General features: G+C 30.8%; 21 protein-coding genes. 7 read left to right on the top strand and 14 right to left on the bottom strand.

The window, feature by feature from the left end; translation table 11 throughout:
* Window positions 1-222: 222 nt before the first annotated feature.
* From KQI89_RS00585 to KQI89_RS00565, 5 genes are all read right to left on the bottom strand, one after another.
* On the bottom strand, window positions 223-1,548 hold the full coding sequence (locus KQI89_RS00585; protein ID WP_032121249.1) for a pyrimidine-nucleoside phosphorylase: 1,326 nt from the start codon (window positions 1,546-1,548) through the stop codon (window positions 223-225).
* 22 nt (window positions 1,549-1,570) lie between these two features.
* Window positions 1,571-2,389, bottom strand: a complete 819-nt coding sequence (locus KQI89_RS00580; RefSeq protein WP_032121248.1) for a purine-nucleoside phosphorylase — start codon at window positions 2,387-2,389, stop codon at window positions 1,571-1,573.
* Between the two features lie 44 nt (window positions 2,390-2,433).
* A complete protein-coding gene (locus tag KQI89_RS00575; protein ID WP_216455495.1) occupies window positions 2,434-3,606 on the bottom strand; it encodes a phosphopentomutase in 1,173 nt (390 codons plus the stop codon).
* 176 nt (window positions 3,607-3,782) lie between these two features.
* Window positions 3,783-4,823: a LacI family DNA-binding transcriptional regulator gene (locus KQI89_RS00570; RefSeq protein ID WP_216455494.1), complete on the bottom strand. Its 1,041-nt coding sequence runs from the start codon at window positions 4,821-4,823 to the stop codon at window positions 3,783-3,785.
* A gap of 210 nt (window positions 4,824-5,033) precedes the next feature.
* Window positions 5,034-5,648: a copper homeostasis protein CutC gene (locus KQI89_RS00565; RefSeq protein WP_216455493.1), complete on the bottom strand. Its 615-nt coding sequence runs from the start codon at window positions 5,646-5,648 to the stop codon at window positions 5,034-5,036.
* A gap of 164 nt (window positions 5,649-5,812) precedes the next feature.
* Here KQI89_RS00565 and KQI89_RS00560 point away from each other — a divergent pair, with 164 nt between their 5' ends.
* A complete protein-coding gene (locus tag KQI89_RS00560; protein WP_216455492.1) occupies window positions 5,813-6,085 on the top strand; it encodes an acylphosphatase in 273 nt (90 codons plus the stop codon).
* A 44-nt stretch (window positions 6,086-6,129) separates the two neighbouring features.
* Here KQI89_RS00560 and adhE read toward each other — a convergent pair whose 3' ends face one another.
* Entirely contained in the window at window positions 6,130-8,727 is a 2,598-nt protein-coding gene (gene adhE / locus KQI89_RS00555) for a bifunctional acetaldehyde-CoA/alcohol dehydrogenase (RefSeq protein ID WP_216455491.1), read from the bottom strand.
* 354 nt (window positions 8,728-9,081) lie between these two features.
* Between adhE and KQI89_RS00550 the strand changes: the two genes are divergently transcribed.
* The 3 genes from KQI89_RS00550 (at window position 9,082) to nagA (ending at window position 12,696) form a co-directional block, all read left to right on the top strand.
* Window positions 9,082-10,644, top strand: a complete 1,563-nt coding sequence (locus KQI89_RS00550; RefSeq protein WP_216455490.1) for a PTS transporter subunit EIIC — start codon at window positions 9,082-9,084, stop codon at window positions 10,642-10,644.
* 14 nt (window positions 10,645-10,658) lie between these two features.
* The gene (locus tag KQI89_RS00545; protein ID WP_032121241.1) at window positions 10,659-11,405 is read left to right on the top strand and encodes a MurR/RpiR family transcriptional regulator; all 747 of its coding nucleotides are present in this window, start codon (window positions 10,659-10,661) and stop codon (window positions 11,403-11,405) included.
* A gap of 97 nt (window positions 11,406-11,502) precedes the next feature.
* Window positions 11,503-12,696 carry an N-acetylglucosamine-6-phosphate deacetylase gene (nagA, locus tag KQI89_RS00540; RefSeq protein WP_216455489.1) on the top strand — a complete coding sequence of 398 codons (1,194 nt, stop codon included), beginning with the start codon at window positions 11,503-11,505 and terminating at the stop codon, window positions 12,694-12,696.
* A 230-nt stretch (window positions 12,697-12,926) separates the two neighbouring features.
* Here the strand turns inward: nagA and KQI89_RS00535 are convergent, their stop codons facing one another.
* The 4 genes from KQI89_RS00535 to KQI89_RS00520 form a co-directional block, all read right to left on the bottom strand.
* Entirely contained in the window at window positions 12,927-13,787 is an 861-nt protein-coding gene (locus KQI89_RS00535) for an SDR family oxidoreductase (protein ID WP_216455488.1), read from the bottom strand.
* Between the two features lie 213 nt (window positions 13,788-14,000).
* Window positions 14,001-14,798, bottom strand: a complete 798-nt coding sequence (locus KQI89_RS00530) for an HAD family hydrolase (protein WP_216455487.1) — start codon at window positions 14,796-14,798, stop codon at window positions 14,001-14,003.
* 24 nt (window positions 14,799-14,822) lie between these two features.
* On the bottom strand, window positions 14,823-16,304 hold the full coding sequence (locus KQI89_RS00525) for a methyl-accepting chemotaxis protein (RefSeq protein WP_032121237.1): 1,482 nt from the start codon (window positions 16,302-16,304) through the stop codon (window positions 14,823-14,825).
* 214 nt (window positions 16,305-16,518) lie between these two features.
* Entirely contained in the window at window positions 16,519-17,802 is a 1,284-nt protein-coding gene (locus KQI89_RS00520) for a glycoside hydrolase family 18 protein (RefSeq protein WP_216455486.1), read from the bottom strand.
* Between the two features lie 333 nt (window positions 17,803-18,135).
* On the opposite strand from KQI89_RS00520, the gene KQI89_RS00515 reads away from it, so the two are divergent.
* The 3 genes from KQI89_RS00515 (at window position 18,136) to KQI89_RS00505 (ending at window position 19,951) form a co-directional block, all read left to right on the top strand.
* Window positions 18,136-18,447: a winged helix-turn-helix transcriptional regulator gene (locus KQI89_RS00515; protein WP_032121236.1), complete on the top strand. Its 312-nt coding sequence runs from the start codon at window positions 18,136-18,138 to the stop codon at window positions 18,445-18,447.
* Between the two features lie 248 nt (window positions 18,448-18,695).
* On the top strand, window positions 18,696-19,379 hold the full coding sequence (locus KQI89_RS00510; protein ID WP_216455485.1) for a hypothetical protein: 684 nt from the start codon (window positions 18,696-18,698) through the stop codon (window positions 19,377-19,379).
* An 89-nt stretch (window positions 19,380-19,468) separates the two neighbouring features.
* Window positions 19,469-19,951, top strand: a complete 483-nt coding sequence (locus KQI89_RS00505; RefSeq protein WP_096877955.1) for a hypothetical protein — start codon at window positions 19,469-19,471, stop codon at window positions 19,949-19,951.
* A 182-nt stretch (window positions 19,952-20,133) separates the two neighbouring features.
* Here the strand turns inward: KQI89_RS00505 and KQI89_RS00500 are convergent, their stop codons facing one another.
* From KQI89_RS00500 to KQI89_RS00485, 4 genes are all read right to left on the bottom strand, one after another.
* Complete coding sequence (locus tag KQI89_RS00500; protein ID WP_216455484.1) at window positions 20,134-20,613, bottom strand: hypothetical protein; 480 nt, start codon at window positions 20,611-20,613, stop codon at window positions 20,134-20,136.
* 364 nt (window positions 20,614-20,977) lie between these two features.
* Window positions 20,978-21,145: a zinc-ribbon domain-containing protein gene (locus KQI89_RS00495; RefSeq protein WP_216455483.1), complete on the bottom strand. Its 168-nt coding sequence runs from the start codon at window positions 21,143-21,145 to the stop codon at window positions 20,978-20,980.
* 614 nt (window positions 21,146-21,759) lie between these two features.
* Complete coding sequence (locus KQI89_RS00490; protein WP_216455482.1) at window positions 21,760-23,955, bottom strand: DNA topoisomerase III; 2,196 nt, start codon at window positions 23,953-23,955, stop codon at window positions 21,760-21,762.
* A gap of 150 nt (window positions 23,956-24,105) precedes the next feature.
* Window positions 24,106-26,043: an endonuclease MutS2 gene (locus tag KQI89_RS00485; protein ID WP_216455481.1), complete on the bottom strand. Its 1,938-nt coding sequence runs from the start codon at window positions 26,041-26,043 to the stop codon at window positions 24,106-24,108.
* Window positions 26,044-26,475 lie beyond the last annotated feature (432 nt).

The raw sequence follows: 26,475 nt of genomic DNA, 5'->3' as shown, positions 1-26,475 counted from the left end.
TTTACTATTAATTTTCTACCCCAATAATATGATTAATATTGATCCCTCACCAAGTGAAATTTACCTTAAGTTGGAATTTAGTTAAGGTGTAAATAGTTACAACTAAATTTCACTTAAGTTTTAGTATATCTAATATTTATCACTAAGTAAAATAAAGGATTAGTTTTGAAACTAAGTCAAAACTAATCCTTATATATACGAAGTTATTTATTAAAAGTTATCCTAGAACTTTTTAATACCATCCTTTGTAACTATACCTTTTATAAGTGGCTTTTTCTCTACTTTTTCTTTTACTATACTATAAGCTTTTAATATCTTTTCTTCAGATTGCACTCTCTTGCTGTCATCATTTGCATATATAGTAGCTATAGCCTCACCCTTTTTAACGAAATCACCTATCTTTTTATGAAGCATTATTCCTACAGATAAGTCTATTTCACTTTCTTTTGTTTCTCTTCCAGCTCCTAGAACTAAAGCTGCTATACCTATATCATCTGCTTTTATGGATTTTATATATCCATCTTCCTTAGCTAGTACTGGTTCTATTATAGATGGTTTTGGGAATAATTCTTGATCTTCAACGAATCTTCCATCTCCACCTTGAGCCTCTACTAACTCTTTAAGCTTTGCTAAAGCTTTACCTGATTTTAGTCCCTCTTTAAGAATTTCTCTTGCTTCTTCAGAACTATTTGCTTTTCCACCAAGAACAAGCATATGAGACCCTAAGGTTAAACATAATTCAGTTAAATCTTCTGGACCATGTCCCTTTAATGTATCTATAGCTTCTATAACTTCTAGGGCATTACCTACTGCAAATCCTAAAGGTTGATCCATATCTGTTATTACTCCCATGGTATTTCTACCTACATGAGTTCCTATATCAACCATTTCTTTTGCTAATTCAAAGGCGCTATCTTCGTCTTTCATGAAAGCTCCACTACCAGTTTTAATATCTAAAACTATAGCGTCTGCACCGGAAGCTATTTTTTTACTCATTATACTGCCTGCAATAAGTGACATGTTATCTACAGTTCCTGTAACATCACGTAAAGCATATAACTTTTTATCTGCTGGAGCTAAGTTTGCAGTTTGACCTGCTATGGCAATCTTTTTATCATTAACATTATTAATAAATTTTTCAATGGGCATATCTATTGAGAACCCTGGAAAAGCTTCTAATTTATCTAAAGTACCGCCAGTGTGTCCAAGTCCCCTTCCTGACATCTTAGCAACTGGAACTCCTACGGCAGCTACCATAGGTCCTAATATTAATGTAGTAGTATCCCCTACTCCACCAGTACTATGTTTATCAACTTTTATTCCTTCTATTTTAGAAAGGTCTATAATTTCTCCACTTTCCACCATAGCCATTGTAAGTTCTGACGTTTCTTTCATATTCATCTTTTGAAAGTATATAGCCATCATTAATGCTGAAACTTGATAATCTGGGATTTCTCCTTTAGTATATCCTTCAACAAAAAATCTAATTTCTTCCTTTGTTAATTCTTCACCATTTCTCTTTTTAGTTATAATATCATACATTCTCATAAACTATCCCTTATATCCTTTCTTATAGATTTTTTATTATGTTTTCCATTAATTTAATAAATTTCTCTCTAGCCATAGCAGAAGTTTCCATTACTTCTTCATGGTTTAATGGTTGCTCTAGTATACCAGCTGCCATATTTGTTAGGCAAGAAACTCCTATAACCTTCATTCCACTATGATTTGCAATAATAACTTCTGGTACTGTTGACATACCTACTGCATCTCCACCTAATATTCTAGCCATTCTGACCTCTGCTGGTGTTTCGTAAGTAGGACCACTAAATAAAGTGTATACTCCCTCTTTAAGTTCAACGTTAATGGATTTTGCTATAGACTTAACCTTTTCTCTTAAATCCTTATCATAAGGATTTGACATATCTGGGAATCTTGCTCCAAACTCATCTAAGTTCTTTCCTATTAATGGGTTAGCTCCTGAAAAGTTTATATGATCATTAATAAGCATTAAATCTCCTGGTTTGAACTCTTTATTTACTGCCCCTGCTGCATTAGTAACTATTAATTTTTCTACTCCTAATAGTTTCATAACTCTTACTGGGAAAGTAACATCTTGCATAGTATACCCTTCATAATAATGGAATCTTCCTTGCATAGCTACTACAATTTTCCCTTGAAGTTTACCTATAACCAATCTTCCTGCATGGCCTTGTACAGTGGACACAGGGAAATGTGGTATTTCAGAGTATGGATAGCTTTCAGCATCTTCTATTTTATCTGCTATAGCTCCAAGTCCTGATCCTAATATAAGAGCAATTTCTGGTTTATAATTACTTTTTTCCTTAATATAACTAGCTGCTTCCTTTAATCTTGTCATTAAATCCATTTTTACTACCTCCTGAATTTAGAATATTAGTCATTATATTAAAATTATTTCACTATTTCTTTTAGGAAACTTTCTCCATTTTTAACTTTTTCTAGATTAAATATTTCTGCTATAGTTTGACCCATATCATAAAAACCTTTTCTTGTTCCCATATTAACATTTTCTTTTAATGCTTTACCATAAGCTAAAAATGGAACGTATTCCCTTGTGTGATCTGTTCCAGGAACAGTAGGATCACATCCATGATCTGCTGTTATAAATAATATATCACTATCCTTCATTTCCTTTAATATTTCTGCAACCCTAGAATCAAATTCTTCTAGTCCCTTTCCATAGGCTTTAAAGTCATTTCTATGACCCCATTTCATATCAAAATCTACAAGGTTAGTAAATATAAGTCCTTTTTTATCACTTCTAATATACTCTAAAGTTTTGTCTACTCCATCCATATTGTCTTTTGTATGTACTGCTTCAGTAACACCTCTTCCGCAAAATATGTCTTCTATTTTACCTACAGCCATAACATTTGATCCACTGTTTTTTAACCCATCAAGAACTGTGTCATGAGGTGGTATTAATGAAAAGTCTCTCCTGTTTGGTGTTCTTACGAAGTTTCCTACATCTCCTATAAAAGGTCTTGCTATAACCCTAGCTACTGCATGTTCATCTTTTAGCATAGCTCTTGCTATTTCACACATTTTATATAATTCTTCTAGAGGAACTACATCCTCGTGAGCAGCTATTTGAAAAACACTATCTGCAGAAGTATATACAATAATCTTTCCTGTCTTTATATGCTCTTCTCCTAATTCATCAAGTATAGCTGTACCTGAAGCTGGCTTATTTCCTATAACTCCTCTTCCAGTTAGGCTTTCAAATTCATTGATTATTTCACTTGGAAATCCATTTGGGTAAGTTGGAAATGCTTGTTTTAAATGAACTCCTCCCATTTCCCAGTGTCCAGTAGTTGTATCCTTACCATTAGACATTTCTTGAAATCTTGCATAACATCCTATGGCATTTTCATAGGGTTTTACCCCTTTCATCCCATCTATGTTTCCAAGTCCTAGTTTCTCCATATTAGGAAGATTTAGTCCACCTACTGCTTCGGATACATTTCCTATAGTATTTGACATCTCGTCTCCATATTTATTTGCATCTGGTAAAGCTCCCATTCCTACGCTATCCAAAACTATCCATATAACTCTTTCTATCATACATATACCTCCTAAAATAAATCAAAGAATCCTTATAAAATATTTGTAAGCGCTTCCAGCGCTTCTATAAAGCCAACAAACTTTTTTCAATCTATAAAAATCAAATTTGGATTTTCAAAAGAAGTCTTTTGAAAACCCAAAACACTACTTTCATATTTTAAGCCTAATTATAAAATTTATTCAATACTATCACTTTCATCACTACCATACTTTTCAGAGCCCTTTAAAACTAAATCTGGTAATAATGTAATTCTTCTTATTTCATTTTTATTTTTATTATTTAATATATCAACCAGCATTTGCATTCCTAACTTACCCATCTCTACCGAAGGTCCATTTACATAGCTTATATTAAATCCTAATATGTTCAATATTTCTATTCTGTCAAAGGTCACTAAAGCAATATCATTTGGTATATTTATTCTATCTTCATATAAAGCCTTAAGACATCCAAGGGTCATCATATTACTACAGACAAAAATAGCTGTAGGTCTGTCGTCCATTTTTAGTATATTCTTGGTTAAATTATAAGAGGTACTCTCCTTATAATCCCCATAGAATACATACTTGTCATCTAAAGGAATATTATTCATCAATAATGCCTTTTGGTATCCTAAATATCTGTCTTTTGCTGGTTTAGAATTCATACGTCCTGTAATTATACCTATTTTTCTATGTCCTTCTTTTATAAGTGCTTCAGTGGCTTCATAAGATCCTTTTATGTTGTCCACAAAAACTCCATTAAAAGTGGTATATTTAACATTTCCATCTACTAGAACTATAGGTATTCCCATGTTTTCTAAGGTTTTAAGGTATTCACTATTAAACTCATCTTCCGCAGAGGTTGGCGTAATAATTATACCTTGAATCCTTTGTTCTGTTAAAACTTTTAAAGCCTTTAGTTCTTTTTCCTTACTTTCATCAGTATCACATAAAATTATGTTTAGCCCATTTTCTTCAGCAACTTGAGTTATTCCCTTAATAACTTCTCCAAAAAATGGGTTTGTTATTTCTGGTACAATAACTCCTACAGTATTAGTTTTATTTTTCGATAGACTTCTTGCTATAGCACTTGGAGTATAGTTTAGCTCTTTTATAACTTTTAACACTTTTTCTCTAGTTTCTTCTTTTACATAACCAGAATCATTTAGAACTCTTGATACAGTAGCTAATGATACCCCTGCCTTTTGGGCTATATCGCTTATTGTAACTGCCATTTTAACCCTCCTTTAATATTCTAGGAAGCAATCTGAATACGATATCAAAGCAGGCAATAGTTAAAACTTAAGTACAAACATGCACTAAAGCCTTGATATATCTCATTCCACAGGAGCATCTTTTAAGCAAAAGACCTGTAGTTATGTTACCGCTTTCATCTAATAATCATATCGTATTTTTAAATTAAATTCAAGTACCTTTATAAATTTTTATAAAATTTTAGTTCCATGTAGCTCTTTAGCTCCTGTATACTTTGACAAATCTTCGTAATTATGTTTTGTAACTCCCCCACCCGGCATAATTATTATTCTATTTTCAGCATATTCTATTAGTTCTTTTATGCATTCCTTACCTGCAATTGCGTTTTCAGCTCCACCTTTTGTTAGTACTCTATCTATTTTTAAATCTACTAACTGATCAATAGCCTTTTTCTTATCCTTTATATCGTCAAAAGCCATGTGAAATGTTATTTCCATAGGTTTTGCCATATCTACTAATGTTCTCGTTCTTTCTAAATCTATTTCATTATCATCATTTAATATACCTAATACAACACCTGTTACTCCTATGTTTTTACAATGCAATATATCTTTTTTCATTATTTCAAATTCATCAATGTTGTAATTAAAATCTCCACCTCTAGGTCTTATAATTACCATAATCTCTGAATCCAATTTTTCTTTTGCCATAGAGATAGTGCCTAAGCTTGGTGTAGTTCCTCCTTCTAAAAGGTTATCACACAACTCTATCCTATGAGCTCCTAAATCATTTGCTCTTTTAGCTTCCTTATAATTACCAACACAACACTCTAATTTTAAATCCATAAAAATAAATATCCTCCCTTCATATACTTTTAAATAAATATAGGCTTATTATATCATTTATAACATATACTCTCAAGTTAACAAGCATTTAATTGTATAGTAGTTTTAAAAATGGTAAAATTAATAGTAAATTTCTATAATTATTTATAAAGTGAGGTGGCATTATGTATAGGTATCATCTTTTAGTAGCAGGTAGAGTTCAAGGTGTAGGATTTAGATATATAACTCAGCATGCCGCGGAAAAAACTAGCGTTACAGGTTGGGTAAAAAATTTGTATAATGGCGACGTAGAAATTGAAGTTCAGGGTCTGGAGGACAATATTGCAAATTTTATAACCCTTATAAGAAAAGGTAACGGCTTTTCTAGCATTGAAAATATTGATATAAATATGATAGATTTAATCTCTCAGGAAAAAGGATTTAAAATCAAATATTAAAAAGGCCATGTGTGGCCTTTTCAACTTTTTATTTGTTCTTAAAATTAAACCTCTTTAAAACTTCCATTGAAAGCATTGGTATACATTCGCTTTATTTCCTCTATAAGTGGATATCTTGGATTTGCTCCTGTACATTGATCATCAAAAGCCTCTTCACACATTAAATCTAAAGTACTATAAAATTTTTCTTTACTTACTCCTGCCTCTTCAATAGTTTTAGGTATGTTTACTCTATTCTTAAGATCATTTATAGCTTTTATAAGCAATTCCACTTTTTCCTCCTCATCTTTACCACCTAATCTTAAATAATCAGCAATTTGCGCGTATCTCCATTTTGCGTTAGGGTACTTATATTGTGGAAATGCAGTCTGTTTCATAGGGTTATCCACTGCATTAAATCTTATTACTTCTTCTATTAAAAGTCCATTAGCAATCCCATGAGGAATATTATGTCTTGCTCCTAGCTTATGAGCCATAGAGTGACATACTCCTAAAAAAGCATTAGCAAAGGCCATACCAGCCATAGTAGCTGCATGAGCCATTTTTTCCCTAGCCTTTATATTATCTCCTCCATTATCATAAGCCTCTGGTAAGTATTTAAATATAAGTCTCATAGATTCTAATGCTAATCCATTGGTGTACTCTGAAGCTAATACGGAAACATAAGCTTCTATAGCATGAGTTAAAGCATCTATACCCGAAGCCGCTGTAAGTCCTCTTGGCATTTTCATCATAAGTTCAGCGTCTACTATAGCCATATTTGGAGTTAGCTCATAATCTGCAAGAGGATATTTAAGCTTTGTTGTTTCATCAGTTATTACTGCAAAAGGAGTAACCTCTGATCCAGTTCCTGCTGAGGTTGGTATTGACACCATCATAGCCTTTTCTCCCATTTTAGGGAAGGTGTATACTCTTTTTCTTATATCCATAAATCTCATAGCTAAATCTTCAAATTTTACATCTGGATGTTCATAAAGTACCCACATTATTTTTGCTGCATCCATAGGAGACCCGCCTCCTACGGCTATTATTACATCTGGTTTAAATTTATGCATCTCATCTGCACCTTTTCTTGCTGTGGCTAGTGTTGGATCTGGTTCTACGTCAAAATATACTTTATAATCTATTTCTATATCTTCTAATACTCTTATTACCTCTTCTATAAATCCTAAATCATAAAGCACTTTATCTGTAACAATAAAGGCTTTTTTCTTATGCATTTCTTTTAATTCTCTTAGCGCCACTGGTAAGCATCCATATTTAAAGTATATTTTTTCAGGTACTCTAAACCAAAGCATATTCTCTCTCCTCTCTGCTAAGCTCTTAACATTAATAAGGTGCTTTGGTCCCACATTTTCGGATACAGAATTGCCACCCCAGGAACCACATCCGAGAGTTAATGAAGGTGCTAGTCTAAAGTTATATATATCTCCAATAGCCCCTTGGGAAGAAGGCATATTAACTATGGTTCTTCCTGTTTTCATAGCTTTCCCAAATTTTTCTATTCTATCTTTAGATTTTACTTGATTTGTATATAACACGGAAGTATGCCCAAATCCTCCAAGTTCTATAAGTCTTGTTGCTTTATTAAGAGCCTCTTTAAAATCTTTCACCCTATACATAGCCAATATAGGAGAAAGCTTTTCATGGGAAAAGGGTTCTTCCAGCTCAACAGAATCTACTTCCCCTATTAAAACCTTGCTATGTTCGGGTACACTCACACCTGCCATAGCGGCTATTTTATGAGCTGATTGACCAACTATATCTGCATTTAAATTGCCGTTTTTCAGTATTATCTCTCTAACCTTTTGAACTTCATCCCCTTCTAGTATATAGGCTCCTCTTTCTTTAAACTCATTTCTTACTTCTTCATACACCTTATCTAATACTATTACAGACTGTTCCGAAGCACAGATAACTCCATTATCAAAGGTTTTTGAAAGTAATATAGAGCTTACTGCCATCTTTAAATGCGCTGTTTCATCTATTATAGCCGGTGTGTTTCCTGCTCCTACCCCAATGGCTGGTCTGCCAGAGGAATAAGCTGCCCTAACCATTCCAGGACCTCCTGTAGCTAAAATTATATCGCTACTAGACATTACAGCTTGGGATAGTTCCACAGAAGGCTCATCTATCCATCCAATTATTCCTTCCGGAGCCCCTGCCTTTACTGCAGCCTCCAAAACTATTCTGGCAGCTTCAATGGTGGAGTTTTTAGCCCTTGGATGAGGCGAAAATATAATTCCATTTCTAGTTTTTAGCGCTATTAATGCTTTAAATATAGCTGTGGCTGTAGGATTTGTAGTAGGAACTATAGCTGCAATAACCCCTATAGGTTCGGCTATCTTAGTTATACCAAAACTAAGATCCCTTTCTATAACTCCACAGGTTTTATCATCCTTATATTTATTGTATATGTATTCTGAAGCAAAGTGATTTTTAATCACCTTATCCTCTACTATGCCCATACCTGTTTCTTCTACTGCCATCTTTGCTAGCTTAATCCTAGCATTATTTGTGGCCATAGCAGCCTGTCTAAATATGTCATCTACCTGCTCTTGACTATAAGTTGCAAACTTTTTTTGAGCTTCTCTTATAGAATCAATTTTAATTTTTAGTTCATCTAAATTAGTAACTTTCATAACAACACCTCTCTCAAACTATACTCACCATTTATTCTTTGTCATTTAAGATTTTCTATTCATTATGTGAAGTAATGCCTTTACACATGTATTTCTTTATCATATATATCAAGGATAAGCTTAGACTCATAGTATATTTATCTTATGTTTTAGCTATAATTGTTTTATGATGAAATATGTGGCTTATCTAAATATAAAAGGTGATTTCATCTTTTTTTGACTTTAGTCATAAATATTTACCATTATAAATTCTACATTATATGGTCTTAATTTTGTGTAAACAATTGCAGTGCTAATGATTTTATGTGATATTAGTTATGGGATATATCTATTTAATAAAAAAGGGGTGTTTTAATGTCTAAAAAGAAAAAATTCAATGAGGAAGTTCAAAGATTTGGTAGATCCTTGCTTCTTCCAATAGCAGTAATGGCTCCTGTAGGGATGGTATTAGGTATAGCCGGAGCCTTTGTTCAACCCTACATGATAGACAAATTACCTTTCTTAGCTAATAAAGCAGTAAATACTACTTTGATTAGTTTAAGGGATATTGCAAATTCAATTTTCAATAACATTCCGTTACTCTTTGCCATGGGAGTTGCCTATGGAATGTCTAAAAAAGAAAAAGGTATAGCGGTATTTTCTTCTGTTATATCTTACATAATACTTAATATTACAGTTAACGTCTGGCTTAATGTAACAGGAAACCTGGCTCCTGCTGCAGAAATGGCTACAAAAGGTCAAGCCATGGTGCTGGGGATTCAAACTTTAAGATTAGATGCCCTTGGAGGTATTATAAGTGGACTTATAGCAGCATTTACTACAGATAGGTTCTATAAACTAGAATTACCTATAGCTTTTGCATTCTTTAGTGGTAAAAAATCTGTTCCAATAATCTCTATTGGAGTTACTTTAATAGTTGGTTTAATAGTACCATTCTTCTGGCAAGCTTTGACAGCAGCATTAGTTTCAATTTCCAGATTATTATTACATAAAGTTTGGGGAACATTCTTATTCCCATTCTTAAATAGAATTTTTATACCTTTTGGATTGCATCACGTTTGGAATTCAATGATAAGGTTTACCCCTACTGGTGGTTCCTATGTTATTGATGGACAAACTTTCGTAGGTGTAATGCCTGCATTAAATCATATATTATTTAAACTTGGTCCAACTAGTGAAGCCTGGAGTCTTATGCCTGATTTAACAAGATATATGGGGCAACTTCAAATGATCAATACCTTATTCATGGTTCCAGCTATTGGACTTGCAATGTACAAATCAGCTTATGCTAAAAACAGAAAATATGTAAAAGGTATAATTTTGACCATGGTCCTTACTGCAGTTTTAGGTAATGTAACAGAACCTATAGAGTTCTCATTCCTATTTATATCACCATTGTTATTCCTATTCCACTCTGTTATGCTAGGAGTAGCAGGAGTATCCCTATATTTCTTAGGTACAGCAGTAGGTTATATAAGAGGAACAATTTTTGACTTTGCTATCTTTGGTTTAATGTACCAAGATACAAAATGGTATAACTTACTTATAGTAGGTATTCCAATATTTATAATATACTATTTTGTATTTACCTGGGCTATTAAAAAGTGGAATATAGCAACTCCTGGACGTGAAGATGAAGATATTCAATATAACTCCTTACTTCAGGATAAAAAGTATGATGAAATTGCAAGTATAGTAGTGGAAGCTTTAGGAGGAAAATCTAATATTACTAATGTGGACAACTGTGTAACTAGATTAAGAATAGACTTAAAAGATGTCCAGTTAGTAGATAAAAATAGAATTAAAGATTCAGGAACCTCTGGTATATTCTTCCCTTCAAAAACTCATATTCACATAGTTTTTGGACCACATGTAGAATTTATAAGAAACGCTGTAGATGAGGAGTTACAGATGTGAGGTGCATAAATTAAATGAATTTAAGCAAAATAACGGAAAAATACGACGAACTTACACACTTAGAAAGAAAAATAGTTGAATACATAGTTGAAAACCCAGAAAATGTCCTCTATCTAACTGCTATGGAGTTAGCTCAAAAGGTTTATGCCTCAAAAACTACAATTATAAATTTTTGTAAAAAGCTAGGTTTTGATGGATACAGCGAACTTAGATATTATGTAAAAGACTTTGTAAACAGCAAAGAAAATCAAAAATCCCCTATTTCCTATAAAGATATCTTAAATAATATTTATAGCGAAATATCTAAAACACTTTCTTTGCAAAATGAAGAAAACATAAAGAAAATAATTGAAGTAATCTTAGCCTCTAAGGTGGTTTATATAATCGCCCGAGGGGCTTCAAAACCTATAGCTGATTTATTAAGTTCAAGATTAGCCTTATTAAAAGTAAAATCAATTTTTATAAATGATCATAACTTATTAGATACAATAGGAGAGAACCTAACAGAAGGGGAATCACTATTAATAATGTCTCTCTCTGGTGAAACGGACAAAATAAAAACCATAGCTAAGGTTGCAAGAACTAAAAATGTTGATGTAATAGCATTAACTTCATTCTCAAACAATTCACTACAAAACTTAGCTAATTATAAAATGTTCTGTTTTGCTGATGATTCTGAAACCAAGTATAATGATGTAATATCTAGATTAGGTTTACATACCTTAGCACAGATTATCATTAATTATATGGAAATATCATGAGTAAATCTTACTAAAGGAAATGCTATATTAGATAACTTAATGAAAGTAAATAAGACTTATTAGTTTTAAAATAAATTATAAATAAGAAGGTGATGTTATGTATTTATATTCAGAGAATATTTATACACCTAATGGTTTTCAAAAAGGATATTTAAAAATAGAAGAAGGCAAAATAGTAGACATACTACCTTCTATATCTGAAGAAGATACAGCTATAAGATACGACGATAAGGTAATAATTCCTGGATTTATAGATATTCATATTCATGGTTGGGCTACAGGCTCTTTTACTTTCCAAGGTACAGAGTCTGCTGTAAATAACATGAGCAAAGAACTAGTAAAATCAGGAGTTACCTCCTTTTTACCTACTAGCGGAACCGATTCTTTGGATAGAATATCTTTTCAATTATCCGAAGGTAAGAAGGCTTTAGATAATTGGAATCCTAAAAAAGGTGCTGAAATATTAGGATTTCACTTAGAAGGTCCTTTTATAAACAAAGAATATAAAGGGATGCAAAAGGAACAATATTGCATTAACCCTTCCAAAGATATCTTTGATAACTTTGCTAAAATAGCAGGATTAGAAAATATTAAATTAATAACCTTAGCTCCTGAGCTTGAAGGCTCTAAAGAGTTCATAAAATATATGAAAGATAATAATGTTCAAGTTTCTGTAGGTCATAGTGCTGCAGACTTTGAAGACATATCAGATTGTAAAGACTGTGGTATAGGTGGATTTACCCATTTGTTTAGCGGTATGAGAGGTTTCCATCATAGAAGACCTGGTGTAGTGGGAGCAGCATTATATTATGATGATCTATATGTAGAATTCGCAAAACAAACTGGACTTACTGTAAGACCTGAAGCCTTTGACATAGTGTTCAAGCTAAAAGGATCAGAGAAGATCATATTAACCACTGATTGTTCAGGTTTAGCTCATGTGGACCAAGAGTTCTATCATTATATAAGACAGTGTAAATTCATACCTGATGGAGATAATGTTAAACTTTTATTTGATGATGGAACTGAAGAGATAATTTCTAAATATGATTATGAAAAGGTTAAAAATCTTGAACTTAGTTATATTGGATCTGTTAAAAATGTAATTAAAAATATAGATGCTTCTATTTCAGAAATCGTAAAAATGACTTCTGAAAATCCTGCCAAGTATATAGGCCTATATGATAGAAAAGGAAGCATTGAGCCTTCTAAAGATGCAGACTTACTTATAATTGATGATGACTTTAACCTAATTGATGTATTCGTAAAAGGTGAAAAACAAATATTATAATATTAGTTTTACTTATATAATTAATATTTTATATAATGTCTATCACCCTAAACATTACTTAATTAATCTTTTAAAAAACTAAATTTAGCCCCAAAATATCAATTTTTTATAAAAAGAAATTGAGCCTAAAATAATCCTGTTGGCTCAATTTCTTTTTTAATACCTATAAATTAATAATAAAATATATTTATTTTTAAGCAAAAGGGCTCACTTCAATGCTGTTACTTTAATTATAAACTAAAATCCTTTATGCAATTTTCTACAGCCTCACTAGTATCTACGAACTCTATACCGAACTGTCTTATCTTGTTATTGCATATTCTTATATCCCTTGGATTATCTTTATACCTTTCCTCATCTTTTATGAGAATATCTTTTTCTCTTTTTTCACTTCCCATAGCTTTTAACATAATTCTTGCTACATCATAAGTACTTAAATTGTTTTCACTTCCAAAGTTATATGTATCATAAGGAGATTTAAACACCTTTGGTAAATTATCTAGTATATCATATATATAGGTCATTCCTCTATATTCATTATGAGGCACCCTAATCTTTTCCCCTTTTAAAATAGCCTTTAATAAATTTGAAAGTAGATTAGAACTACTCTTACCCATCCTTTCAGGGAAACCAAATAACCACGTAAATCTTAAAATCCATACTTCCTCTAAAACTTCTTTTACCAGGGCTTCTCCCTGTAATTTCTGTCTACCATAGTTAGTATTAGGTAATGGTATTATCTCTTCACTATAAGGTCCCTTTTCAATATTACCATTATATACTTGTTCTGAACTAAAATATATCATCTTAGCTCCTATAAGATTGCAAGCCTTTGCTACATTTACACTACCATCTACATTGATTTTCCTTGAAAACTCTGGTTGCTCTTCACAGGTATTTGTAGCTGCTATAGCGGCAGTATTTAAAACATATTGTGGTTTGTAAAATCCTATAGTTTCTATAACTTTCTTTTCTTCTGTTATGTTTAAGTCTTTGCTAGTAAGAGGAATTATTTCATACTTATCCTTATAGTAATTTATAAACCTTGAAGCAAAAAAGCCATTGGCCCCAGTTATAAGTAATTTTTCCATATAAACCTCCTTATTTGATGAATTCAATCTGTTAAGTTATATGAACCTTGCTCTTCTCAACCTAAGGAAATACAATAGGTTTGCAAGATTTAATAATATCCCCTTAGAAAAGGAGAGAAAAACAATGAATAAAATTTTATTAAAAAATTATTAGTTATTATAAAACTAGTATTTTAACTATAATACTTTAATGGTTAAGTATTACATCCTGTATTATTTAATATTAAGCAATTCTTTAATTGTTTTAATAACTCCACCTTCATTATTATCATAGGAAGTAACAAATCTAGCATGTTTTTTTACATCTTCAGGAGCATTTTTCATAGCATAACTATAATATCCCTTACTAAACATAGAAATGTCGTTATAGTAATCTCCAAAGATTAAGGTCTCCTCTTCCTTTATGCCTAGCTTCTTTTGGATCATAGTTACTGCATTTCCCTTACTAACTTCTATATTCATTATATCCATCCATATTCTACCAGAAACTGCTACATGATATCCCTCATTATACTTTCCATGAATTTTATTTGCAAAATCCTTCTGAATTCCTATGTGTTGAGCGTAGCTTAGCTTATGTATATCATTAGGTAAATCTTTAAAACTTTTAAGTTCTACACTAGGAGCATCTCCACATACTAAAAGCTCCCTAAGCTCTTTTGAAGGCTCTTCAATATAAACTTTATCTTTATCGGAAATAATAATTTCTACTCCTTCTTCATCTAAATCTTCAACTATATCTAAAACCTCATTCTTATCTAAGGTACATTGATATAAAAGCTCTCCATTATGATTAAATTGTATAGCTGCACCATTATTACACATAAAAATCATTTTGTTTTTAACTTTATGAAAACCTTTGTCTAAGGTTGAATATAATCTTCCGCTAGCCACGGCAAATACTATTCCCCTTCTATTTAACTCCTCAATTAATTGGTAAAAGTCTTCATCTATCTTACCTTCTTTATTTAGAAAGGTTCCATCCATATCTGTCACTATAAGTTTGATCATCTTCTACCTCCTATAAAAATTTAATTACATATTAGTTTTTCCTGAAATCTCTTCTAAGTTTTCTGCTAAAGATACCATTTTTTCTATAGAAATTCTTATTTCTTTTATATCTTCCATATAATTATCAATAGTAGCGCTGGTCTCTTCTGAGCTTGCCAAAGTTTCCTCTGACACCGCTGATAAATTATGTATGGAATTACTAATGGTTTCGTTAAATTTAATTATTTCCTTCATATTAATATTTAAATCTTCAGTATTGTTTTTTATTTGAAGTATGTATTCATATAATCCTGTTACATTACTTTGAGAGTTCTTAACCAGTTTATTTTGCTCATTATTTATATTAGATAAACTATTTATTCCTTGGGAAATATTTAAAACTTCCTTATTAAGTTCTCTCAAAATTACAGATATGTCTTCTGAGAAATTTTTGCTTTGTTCTGCTAAACTTCTAACCTCTTCTGCAACTACTGCAAAGCCTCTTCCAGCCTCCCCAGCTCTAGCTGCTTCTATGGCTGCATTTAATGCTAAAAGATTAGTCTTGTCTGATATAGATACTATCATATTAATTATGGATTGAACTTCTTCTGTTCTGTGTTTTAAACCATTAGATAATTCTAAAACTCCCTGACTTTCATCATGAGCTATAGAGGACCTATCATAGAGTTCTTTTATATTATCCATAGTTTCTCTAAATACCCTCTCAGAACTTTTAACAAAACTACCCATATTATTAGAAATTTCTTTTGTATCATTTATTTTCTGCTGTATATTTTCTGTGGATTTAGTTTGTTCTTCAATATCTGACGTAGTTTGCTCACTTCCTTTTACAATATCCACTACAGCCCTTTGAATGTTTTCTGAAGAAGCTTCTACTGAATGGATTGCCTTATTTAGCTTATCTGCATTATTATTTAATAAGCTTACCGCTTCATTTATTTCTTTTATAATATTTTCTTGAGATTCTTTAGCCTTTATTATGGCTTTTTCTTCTTCTAAGGATTTCTTTCTTATTTTCTCTGAAAACTTTGTTACTAGATATAAATTTAAAGTAAACATAATAATAACTGCCATCTCCATTATTACTATAGCTTTATTATCATTGTTTATGGTCATAACAGTCCATATAATATTAAAAACCACAGTACCTACTACCGGAAGTATAATATATCTAGTTTCTAAATAAGAAGTAGCAATAACTAACATAGGTATTATAAGCATAGGAGCTACTAAAATACCTGAATAAAATATTATAATAAAATATACTATACTAAAAGGAATAGTACAAATAAATCTTGTATTCTCATTAAAGTATTTTTTCTTATAAAGAAAATAAAGTATTGATATAGGTATCCACATTAAAATTATAGATAAAATACTTAAATTAAATGAAAGATGATTCCTCTTTAGCATAATCACTATACCTAATGTGTATACTAGGCATAATAAAAATGTAGATGATAAAAACAGTTTGTTTGTCGATTTTTTTATATTCATGTCCTCCATAAAAAATCCCCCCTGTAAAAAAATAGCTCATATAGATTCTATCACAGCTTCTATTCTATAAACAATTACTTAATTATAAAACTATAAAATAGAATATATTTTTTATACTTACAGCACATTTTTCTACAAAAACATAGTAATTATAAAAAATAAGCCACCCTTTTTTAAAAGAGTAGCTCCATAGCCTTAAACTAAGCAAATATTTATTTTAAACTTAATTTATGAGTTTTTCTATATTAAACATATTGTCTATAAGCCTCCAGTTTTGTGTAAAAGGCTTAGCAAGAACCCAATAGCTTACTCCTCTAAGTCCGTATTTATTAGCTAATTTCAACTTACTTTCTATACTCCTTGCATCCTCAAACCAAACCACATGCTTTTGTCTATCTTTATCAAAGTAATTAAAGAAAGGACTTTGACTTTTATCATCATAATTAATATTAACCCTATTATCCCTTGCTATATCTATGGCCTCCTCATTACCAACAACCTTTGCAAAAGCAGCTCCTGGTGTATAAGGTAGAGTCCAATCATAACCATAGTTAGGTATGCCCATCATTATTTTATTAGGCGGAATAACAGAGGTAGCATATCTAATAACCCTCTCTACTTCATTTATAGGGGCAACGGCCATAGGTGGCCCTCCAGACCATCCCCACTCATATGTCATTATTATAACAAAATCAACTATACTACCGTGAGCCTTATAATCATGTGCTCCATGCCAAGATCCTGTTGTTACATCGAAGATTTTAGGTGCTAGAGCTGTAGCTACTAAATACCTTGGATGCAGGGCAGCTACAAGCTTTCTTAAAAAGTTATTATATTTTTCTCTATTTTCAGGTGATATTCTTTCAAAATCAACTATAACACCATAATAAGATTTAGCTTTAATAGTATTTAAAATATTATTTATAAGCGTCTCTTGAAGTGCTTCATCATTAAGTATTTTGTCCACTAAAGCGGTGCTAAAATTGTCTCCTGATATATTAGTAACAGACATCATAGGTGCTACTTTATTTTCTAGAGCTATTTTTATTATATTCTCATCATTTATAGGCGTTAAAGTTCCATCCTCATTAACGTGATAACTAAAGGGAGAGACATAAGTTAGATAATTAATAGGGTCTTCTAAAATACTTTTTTCCCTCTCTGGTGTAGAAGGTTGTATATAGCCATTAACCTGTAAATTTCCATAGAGTTTAGCCTTTTCTGGTATTCTAAGTACCTGTGATGGATATATGTTAGGACTACTTAGATTATTTAACTTCATTATACTCTCTTCGGACACTCCAAACTTTCTAGCTATAGACCATAAGCTATCTCCATTCATTACTCTATACCCAAACTCTTTTGAAGGAATAAGTAGACTTTGACCTATAACTAAGCTATCTCCTTCTTTTAATCCGTTATTACTTATTATATCATTTACAGTGACTCCAAATCTGTTTGCTATAGCCCATAGGGAGTCTCCAGGCTTTACCTCATAAATTTTCAATACATTTCCCTTCCTAATAAGTACTTCATTAATTAATATATTCAAATCTATAGCTCTTTGCTATTAGTTTCTATAACCTTCCTATACCTATAATAACTCCCCTTCTTTACATGTCTTAAATCTTTTCTTTATCTACCTCTTTATTTGCATACATAAAGCCATGACAGCTCTTCAGCATACATTAAGCCAAATGCTTTATACTATAAAGGGTAATTTCCTATTAAATCTTCATCCTATAAAATAACTTCCTTACATTGTTCCATTATATACTTACTTTAGTTTTACCATTTACTTTTTAAAACTTTGAATATAAAATGATATTGAGGTGGTTCCATGAAAGATTTTAGTCTATGTCCAAAATTTCAGTGTGCATTTTCCTTGTTAGGCAAAAAGTGGACTGGCCTAATTGTAAGAGTTCTCTTAGATGGACCTAAACGTTTTTCTGATATAAAAGCTTTGATCCCTGAACTTAGTGATAGAATGTTAACGGAAAGATTTAGAGAGCTTGAATCCGAAGGTATAATAAAAAGAAGTGTTTACTCTGAGATACCTGTAAGAATAGAATATGAACTTACTGAAAAAGGAAAAGACCTTGAAAATGCTATGAATGAAGTCCAAAAATGGGCTGAGAAATGGACGGATTAATAGCTTTATAATTTATATGAAAAATAAAAGTTTGCAAAGTTGCAAGCTTTTATTTTTTTATATAAATCTATATTCTAAAATAACTTTAAATATTTAGGGCAACTTCTTTTTACAATCATATAATGTATCATGAAATGCAATAAGCAAAGGATAAATATTATTGAATTTTTTATATAGCCTTTGTATAAACATAGCCATGTCAAGGGGCTTTATACCTTGTAAACAAAATATATTAAGGAGAGTATAAAATGAAAGTAAATAATATTGAAGTTTCTGGAATTGTATCTCCAGAAGAGATTAAGAAGTATTCATTTGATTATCCATGTAAAGAGATATGTAAAACTTTTATTATATCAATACCTGAAAATAAACTACCTATAGACAAATTAATATACATCTTTCTTGGTGCAGATATAACTGAATCAAAGGTTAACTCTACTTATAAAAAGAATTTATTTGTAGATGCTTACTTTAAATCACAAATTATATATTTATCAAATACACAATCTCCTAATCTTCATTCTATTGATATTTCCAGACCTTTTTCTGAATTTTTGCCAATACCAGATGAAATTGATGATATAGACCCTTTAATTTTTATTGAAGATGCCTTTGTAAGACAAATAAATTCTAAAGAAATTTTAATATCAGTATTCTTATTACTATGTCCAGCTGTAAATGACATAGATAATATTCAAGATCCTACTGATGAACTTAATACGAAAGATGATCTAAATGAGTATGATGAATCCTTTAAAACTGATTCAGATATCAGTGAAACCCCTGATTATGACTCTCAACCTAATGAACTCATTGACACAGAAGAGTCTTCTAATGAAACAGCAAAAAAAGACTATAATATAGATATTGAATATGATATGAATTCCTCAGAAGATTCCTCAGAAAATTTTTTTGATTTTGAGTGGGAATAGTATCCCATTTTTCGACTATTTGAATAGTATATATTATCATAGAAAATTGTCTATGAATTTCCCTTAACTAATAAAGGAGGTAAAGTGATTTGAATAAAAAAGATATTTATAAAGAAAATAATTTAGAACTTACTCCCGAACTTTCTACTGATATAGCTAATATGTTTGATACAACTAGGTTTGATAATTCTGATTTAGTTCACTTTAGAGCTTGCGAACTTTGTAAAAAGGTAGATCCAGGTGCTGTAACTCTTTCAGCTTCCAGATTATTGAAAGTTAGAGCATGCATAAAAAATGTTTGTATAGGAAAAGAAGTAACAATTGGTTGTATAGTATTAGACAGAAATAATAGAGTAATTGCATTTAAATCTTCAACATTTGTTGTAGATAAGAGCCATTACTCTACATCAGAAATTGACTCTTCAAGTAATGATGATAAATGTTGTCAAAGATGTAGCCCTTGTACAAATGTATCTAGAATATTTAATTTCATACTTCCAACAGACTTTGATCTATGTTCTCCATTAGATTTGAAGGTTAAAATTATAGCTAACTATACAAATGTTTGTTAATATAAATTAGAGAAAAATCATAAATATCTTTATATTTATGACTAAGATATAAAAATAGTCTTCTCAAACTTAGGTTTGAGAAGACTATTAATCTTTTTCATAACAATAAAAAGACCGCATCAGATTTATCCAATACGGTTTTTTTTATATATTAAAGTATGTTAGAAGCTATTTAATATATTTTAATAATTTACTAAAGACTTCTCTAGCTGAACCTTACTTTCTTCCTCTTCTAGGTATCTACACAAATCCTTAAACTCACTAAGCCACTTTATTTTTGCAAGTTCTCTTAGATCCAATACTATGCCTGTAGACCTTTGCCTTATATATCCCATATTTTCTATGGTAGTTTCCACAAAGCCTTCTTTATGGTTATACTCACAGGGCTGAAAATTATGCCAGTGGTTTTCAAAATATTTTGTTTTTGCAAAGCATAATCTATTAATATGAAAAATCATACCTAAGGGAGAACTTTTCTTTGCAAACTTATGGCTAAAATACTCTTGATTTGGATATTTCTCCTGTCGTCTTTCCCAGTACAATCTATCATTGGGATATAAATTATATTTATCTAGGATTTTACATTTTTCTTTCCCCAACTCTTCCCTCATTATCTTTTCTCTAAGAATAGGTTTTAAGCTTTTTAATGTATCATTATCCAATAAAATTCCCCCTTAAATTAATTACTGAAGAATAATGATGGATTTTTAAAAGTTAAAATAATCCTTTTCAGAAAGTTTCAAATTATCTTATATATAATTTTAATACCTCTACGGTTATATTACCAATACAAAAAGCTTATACATAGGAGCTTATTTATAAAAATTATCAATAGTTACTTATCAAGTGATTCTTAGTATAATATGGTTTTCACATATAAAATTTGTAGACAAGAGCATTAGCTATAGAATAAATATATATTAATTTACTTAAGATAAAAATTTAACTGTAAAGCTTTCATAATTATTTTATTTCAATAAAAAACCCTATTAAGAATTTCTTCTTAATAGGGTAGGTTTTACTAGATTATCTTCTGAATCCTCTGTCATTGTTTTGACGTTTTCTAGCTTTTCTACATTCTGGGCATCTTTGTGGTTCGTTTTCAAAGCCCTTCTCTTTGTAGAAAGCTTGCTCGCCCTCAGTAAATACAAATTCTTTTTCACAGTCTTTACAAATTATGTTCTTATCTGCCATTTTTAAATTCCTCCTTTTTTATACTAGACAAGATTTAAAACCAATGACATATTACATTCCTAAAAGGAGAAATATTGTTCACCTGATTAAATCTTTTCTTTGTAATTACTTAATAAGTAATTACAATTTAATATTATCATAATTATAAAAAATATACAATAGGTTTTTTCAAATATATCACTATAAAAAATTTCCCTGAAGGCTGAATTGTACAGGCTTTAAGCGTATATTTCACTTTGCTATAAAAGCGTATAAAATTCCAATATTTTCATTTAATTTTTACAAAATTAACCTAATATTTTCTTGATTTGTTGGAAAATATGCCTTTATTTTTATATTAAACTTAATAACTTTTCCTTTTAGAAAGTTTATATGTTGCAAATAGCAAAAGCATTGATAATAGAATATATATTAATTCTCCTTTTTCATAATCAAAATATTGGTAAAGATGTCCTAGTATCCCCTTCTTCTGAGTTACTTTACATCTCCACAAGAATTCTTCAATTAAATAATAGGATGTAATTACAGTGGTGCTTATAGCTATATCCTTTGAAAGAAATAATATAAATAAGCTTATGGAAATTATGAAATATCCATAAGCCTTAATTGACTCTTTATTTATCTTTGTTAAACATTGACATAAGATCTCCAAATGGATTATTTATAGGTTCATTAGCTTCTTTTTTCATCTTTTTCATTATATTTGAAACTTCTCTTTTATTTACTTTATCGTTTTTACTATCAAACCTTTTATTAAACATGGAGGCCTTTTCTCTAAAATTGCAGTTAGTGTTTGCACATACATAGATTTGCCCTTCCCCTTGTCCTCTAAGCTCTAATCTCTTTTTACATTCAGGACATCTTGCATTTGTGAACTTACTTACATTTTCTCTATGTCCGCAGGCTCTATCTTGGCATACATTCATTACTCCATGTTTACCTTTAACCTCTAGCATATATTTGCCACAATTAGGACATTTTTTACCTGTAAGGTTGTCATGTTTGAATTTATCAGTACTTCCTTTAACATCTTCAACTAGTTCTGATGCATATTTTCTCATTTCCTCTGTGAAGGCTCTTGGATCTTTTTTGCCTTTACTTATAAGCTCTAGTTCAAGTTCCCATTTAGCGGTCATTAAAGGTGATTTTAACTCCTCTGGCACCAAATCTATAAGTTGCTTTCCCTTTGATGTAGGAATTATTTCTTTGCCATTTTTCTCTATATAGAACATATTAAATAACTTTTCTATTATATCAGCTCTTGTAGCAACTGTTCCTATTCCACCAGTTTCTCCTAGAGTTTTAGCTGAAACTTTATCTACACTTACATACTTTTGTGGTTTTTCCATGGCTGATAATAATGTACCTTCATTAAATCTTGCAGGTGCTTTAGTCTTAAGTTTTTTACTTTCAACTGATGTTATCTTTAACTTATCACCTTTTTTAACTATAGGTAATTCTTGACTATCCTTCTCGTCCTCATCCTCTGTTAAATCACCTAGCTTATCATAAACCTTTTTCCACCCTTTTGACTTTACAACATTTCCTTTTGCAACAAAAGTTTCACCATTAATATCTGCTGTTATTGTAGTTTGTAGATATTCATAGGGTGGTAACATAACTGAAAGAAATCTCTTAACTACTAAATCATAAATATTTCTTTCTTCACTACTTAAAGAAGCTAAGTTTCCTCTTTCTTCTGTTGGAATAATAGCGTGGTGGTCACTAACTTTACTGTTATCTACAAATCCTTTATGGGCATTTATCTTGCCCTTTAGGATTTCAGTTGCACAATTTCTATAGCTCCCTACTGAAATTGCTTTTAAACGATCTGGAAGGGTAGCAACTATATCACTAGAAATATATCTTGAATCCGTCCTAGGATAAGTTAAAACCTTATAGTTTTCATATAGTCTCTGCATTATTGATAGAGTTTGTTTAGCTGAATATCCAAAGATTCTATTGGCATCTCTTTGTAATTCTGTTAAATCATAAAGAGCTGGAGCAAATTGCTTTTTAGAACTTTCAGTAACACTAACTACATTTCCTTCTTTCCCCTTAGTATCTGAAAGGATTTTATTTACTCTATCTTCTTCGAAAATATTACTATTATTATTCTTATCTCTCCATTGAAGAGTAAATCCTTTAGCCTTAGCGTTAATTACATAATAATCCTTTGGCTTAAAATTTCTTATTTCTTCTTCACGATTAACTATCATGGCAAGGGTTGCAGACTGTACCCTTCCAGCGGTTAATTGAGCATTATGCTTACAAGTAAGAGCTCTTGTAATATTTAGTCCCACAACCCAGTCTGCTTCTGCTCTGCACTCTGCTGCCTTATATAAATTATCATATTGCGATGAAGGTTTTAAATTTCTAAAACCATCCATTATAGCTTTATCCGTTTGTGAAGATATCCAAAGCCTTTTTGTAGGCTTATTTACATGTGCCTTTTCTATTATCCATCTTGCCACAAGCTCTCCCTCACGGCCAGCATCTGTAGCAATAACAATTTCCCCTACATCCTGTCTATTAAGCTGAGATTTTACTATATTAAATTGCTTTCCAGATTGCTTAATTACTACAAGCTTTAATCTTTTAGGTAGCATAGGTAATGTTTCCATCTTCCATTGCTTATACTTATCATCATAAACTTCTGGGTCCGCCAGGGTAACTAAGTGTCCCAAAGCCCAAGTTACTATATATTTATCTCCTTCTAAATACCCATTGCCTTTTTTATTACATCTTAAAACTCTAGCTAGTTCCCTTCCCACAGAAGGTTTTTCAGCTAATACTAATATTTTACTCATATATTAACAGTCCTCTCAAAATAGTTATGACTAAATAATAACATAAATTTAGTCATAACTAATAATACCACAAATAAAGCCTTCATGTTATTTGATTAAATTCACTAGCTATAATCTTAATCTAAGGCAAGCTCCATCCGAAACTTAAAATCACTTAATTTCCATTCCTTCCACATGCTTTTTATTCATAAGTTTATCCTTTTTTCTATTTTCCTTAGAATTAAGCACTATATCAAGGTCATAATCCTCTGGATATAATTCATCTTTGCCCACATAAATAGATAGGCGCTTTTTATTAATCTTAATTTTCTTTTTCATAACTAACACAGTATACTCTCCCTTTGAATTTTCTAATTCACAGATTATGCCTGTTCTATTCATAAAGCTTATAAATACATTATCTCCTATATTAAACTTAGATTTATTTTTCTGTTTTTCTGATACTTTAATTCTTTCTTTAGCTTCTTTAATTTTTTCTAACTGACTATTGTGATTTTCAACCTCTTTATTATAGCTCATAATCTTTTCATCATACTGGTATTCTAAATATGTCTTTTCTTCTTTATAGGTAACTTTGTGAGCCCTTTCAATTAGGCTTTTATTCATGCCTAGTCTTAATGATATTAAAAATGCATTACTTTCACCAGATTTACCTATTTTAAGTCTATATAAAGGTTTAAGAGTATTTATATCAAATTCCATGCAGCCATTTATAAAACCTTCATGTTCTTTTGCAAAATCCTTAATCTCACTATAATGAGTAGTAGCTAAAATAACAGAGCCCTTTCTATAAAGTTCCTCTAGTACCGCTACAGCAATGCCCATACCCTCTCCAGGATCTGTACCTGATCCTAATTCATCCATAATAACTAAAGTATAAGGATCAGCACATTCTAAAATACTTATTATATTCTTAATATGTGAGGAAAAAGTACTAAGATTTTGCTCTATGCTCTGCCCATCCCCTATATCTACTAATACATTTGCAAATATAGAGAACTCACTACCTTCTTCTACTGGTACATGAAGACCTGATTGAGCCATCATAGTTAAAAGTCCCACAGTTTTTAAGGCAACGGTTTTACCTCCTGTATTAGGCCCTGTAATTACTAAACCCTTATAACTATCTCCTATAGTAAAATCCAAAGGAACAGCATCTTTACCTATTAAAGGGTGTCTACCTTTCTTTATATTAATATAGTTTTTATTATTAATCTTAACCTTACTTCCTTCAATGGATTTGCTATACTTACCCTTAGCAAAAATAAAATCATAATAACACATAGTTTCAATATTAATATTTAGCTCTCTTTTATAACTTTCTACCATGTTAGTTAAAGTTGCTAATACTTTATATACCTCTTTTTCTTCTTCAATTCTGCATAAGTTAAGCTCATCTTGAGCCTTTTTCACTTCTGCTGGCTCAATAAATACTGTAGACCCACTGCTGGATTTATCATGGATACTTCCATCTATACTTTTTTTATACTCACTTTTTACAGGAATAACATATCTTCCTCCCCTTTGACTTACCAAAGTATCCTGAATATAATTTTTATACTTTTCATTTTTAAGAACGCTTTCTAACTTACTTTTTATCCTATCTTCTAAAATACCAATCCTTTTTCTTATCTTTCCTAAATTTGAAGTGGCCTTATCATCTACTCTTCCTCTAAATACACATCTATCTATCTCCTCTCTTAAGTCCTCTAGCGGAGAAATAGATAGAACATAAAGGCTTATATTTGGAGCCACTTGTTCTTTATCTAACATAAATCTTTTTAATCTCTCTACTTCTTTTAGCAAACCTGAAATAACTTCTAAGTCCTCCGGTAAAAGCACCATGCCTTTTTCAATCTTTTGCTTTACTGACTTTATACCACCTAAGCTATGAAGTGGAATACTTGATGTAATGTTTACAATAGCTCTTGCTTCTGAAGTTTCTTCCATATATTTTTTAATCAAATCAATATCCACAGAAGGCTCTAAATTATCAATTTCATCCTTTGCCAAATCTGATAAAGCATAGGATTTTAATATTTCCTTTATTTTGTCATATTCTAATAGTTCAATAGTTTTAGTATTCAATTTCATTTCCTCCATTTATACTCATATAGTTTTTCTTTTAATTCTCTATAATCTCCTTTAACATCTAACTCTTTAACTACACTTAACATAAAGTTCCCTCCTAAAAAATAAAGGACCGCAAATGAACACACTGATTCACTTACAGTCCTAATAATCCTTTTTTATTTATTATATATTTTATCTCTAGGACTTTTAATTTAAAGAACCATAATATGTTTAAAATACATATATTTATAGTAACTTTAACTTATCCGAGAGTATAAAATCCTATTTTAGGGCAAAAAAATACCGCGCAAACGCACGGAGATTATTTACCAAATCATAAAAGGATACTGTTTTCCGTGTTCTTAACCTAAATATAAGTCTTAAAAATTTCATCAGCAAATAACCCCACTAAATGTAGGACTTTTAAAATTTCTAAAGACTTAAATA

The sequence above is a fragment of the Clostridium simiarum genome (assembly GCF_018919175.1).
In the GTDB taxonomy this organism is placed as follows: domain Bacteria; phylum Bacillota; class Clostridia; order Clostridiales; family Clostridiaceae; genus Clostridium_L; species Clostridium_L simiarum.
This window is presented reverse-complemented; position numbering and strand designations above follow the sequence as displayed.

What these genes read in the sequence shown, in the direction of transcription:
- nagA (WP_216455489.1), top strand. Translation starts at nt 11,503, where the DNA reads ATGTATTTATATTCAGAGAATATTTATACACCTAATGGTTTTCAAAAA.
- KQI89_RS00565 (WP_216455493.1), bottom strand. Translation starts at nt 5,648, where the DNA reads ATGGATTTAAAATTAGAGTGTTGTGTTGGTAATTATAAGGAAGCTAAA.
- KQI89_RS00585 (WP_032121249.1), bottom strand. Translation starts at nt 1,548, where the DNA reads ATGAGAATGTATGATATTATAACTAAAAAGAGAAATGGTGAAGAATTA.
- KQI89_RS00525 (WP_032121237.1), bottom strand. Translation starts at nt 16,304, where the DNA reads ATGGAGGACATGAATATAAAAAAATCGACAAACAAACTGTTTTTATCA.
- KQI89_RS00495 (WP_216455483.1), bottom strand. Translation starts at nt 21,145, where the DNA reads ATGGCAGATAAGAACATAATTTGTAAAGACTGTGAAAAAGAATTTGTA.
- KQI89_RS00510 (WP_216455485.1), top strand. Translation starts at nt 18,696, where the DNA reads ATGAAAGTAAATAATATTGAAGTTTCTGGAATTGTATCTCCAGAAGAG.
- KQI89_RS00575 (WP_216455495.1), bottom strand. Translation starts at nt 3,606, where the DNA reads ATGATAGAAAGAGTTATATGGATAGTTTTGGATAGCGTAGGAATGGGA.
- KQI89_RS00545 (WP_032121241.1), top strand. Translation starts at nt 10,659, where the DNA reads ATGAATTTAAGCAAAATAACGGAAAAATACGACGAACTTACACACTTA.
- KQI89_RS00515 (WP_032121236.1), top strand. Translation starts at nt 18,136, where the DNA reads ATGAAAGATTTTAGTCTATGTCCAAAATTTCAGTGTGCATTTTCCTTG.
- KQI89_RS00550 (WP_216455490.1), top strand. Translation starts at nt 9,082, where the DNA reads ATGTCTAAAAAGAAAAAATTCAATGAGGAAGTTCAAAGATTTGGTAGA.
- adhE (WP_216455491.1), bottom strand. Translation starts at nt 8,727, where the DNA reads ATGAAAGTTACTAATTTAGATGAACTAAAAATTAAAATTGATTCTATA.
- KQI89_RS00570 (WP_216455494.1), bottom strand. Translation starts at nt 4,823, where the DNA reads ATGGCAGTTACAATAAGCGATATAGCCCAAAAGGCAGGGGTATCATTA.
- KQI89_RS00535 (WP_216455488.1), bottom strand. Translation starts at nt 13,787, where the DNA reads ATGGAAAAATTACTTATAACTGGGGCCAATGGCTTTTTTGCTTCAAGG.
- KQI89_RS00580 (WP_032121248.1), bottom strand. Translation starts at nt 2,389, where the DNA reads ATGGATTTAATGACAAGATTAAAGGAAGCAGCTAGTTATATTAAGGAA.
- KQI89_RS00530 (WP_216455487.1), bottom strand. Translation starts at nt 14,798, where the DNA reads ATGATCAAACTTATAGTGACAGATATGGATGGAACCTTTCTAAATAAA.
- KQI89_RS00560 (WP_216455492.1), top strand. Translation starts at nt 5,813, where the DNA reads ATGTATAGGTATCATCTTTTAGTAGCAGGTAGAGTTCAAGGTGTAGGA.
- KQI89_RS00490 (WP_216455482.1), bottom strand. Translation starts at nt 23,955, where the DNA reads ATGAGTAAAATATTAGTATTAGCTGAAAAACCTTCTGTGGGAAGGGAA.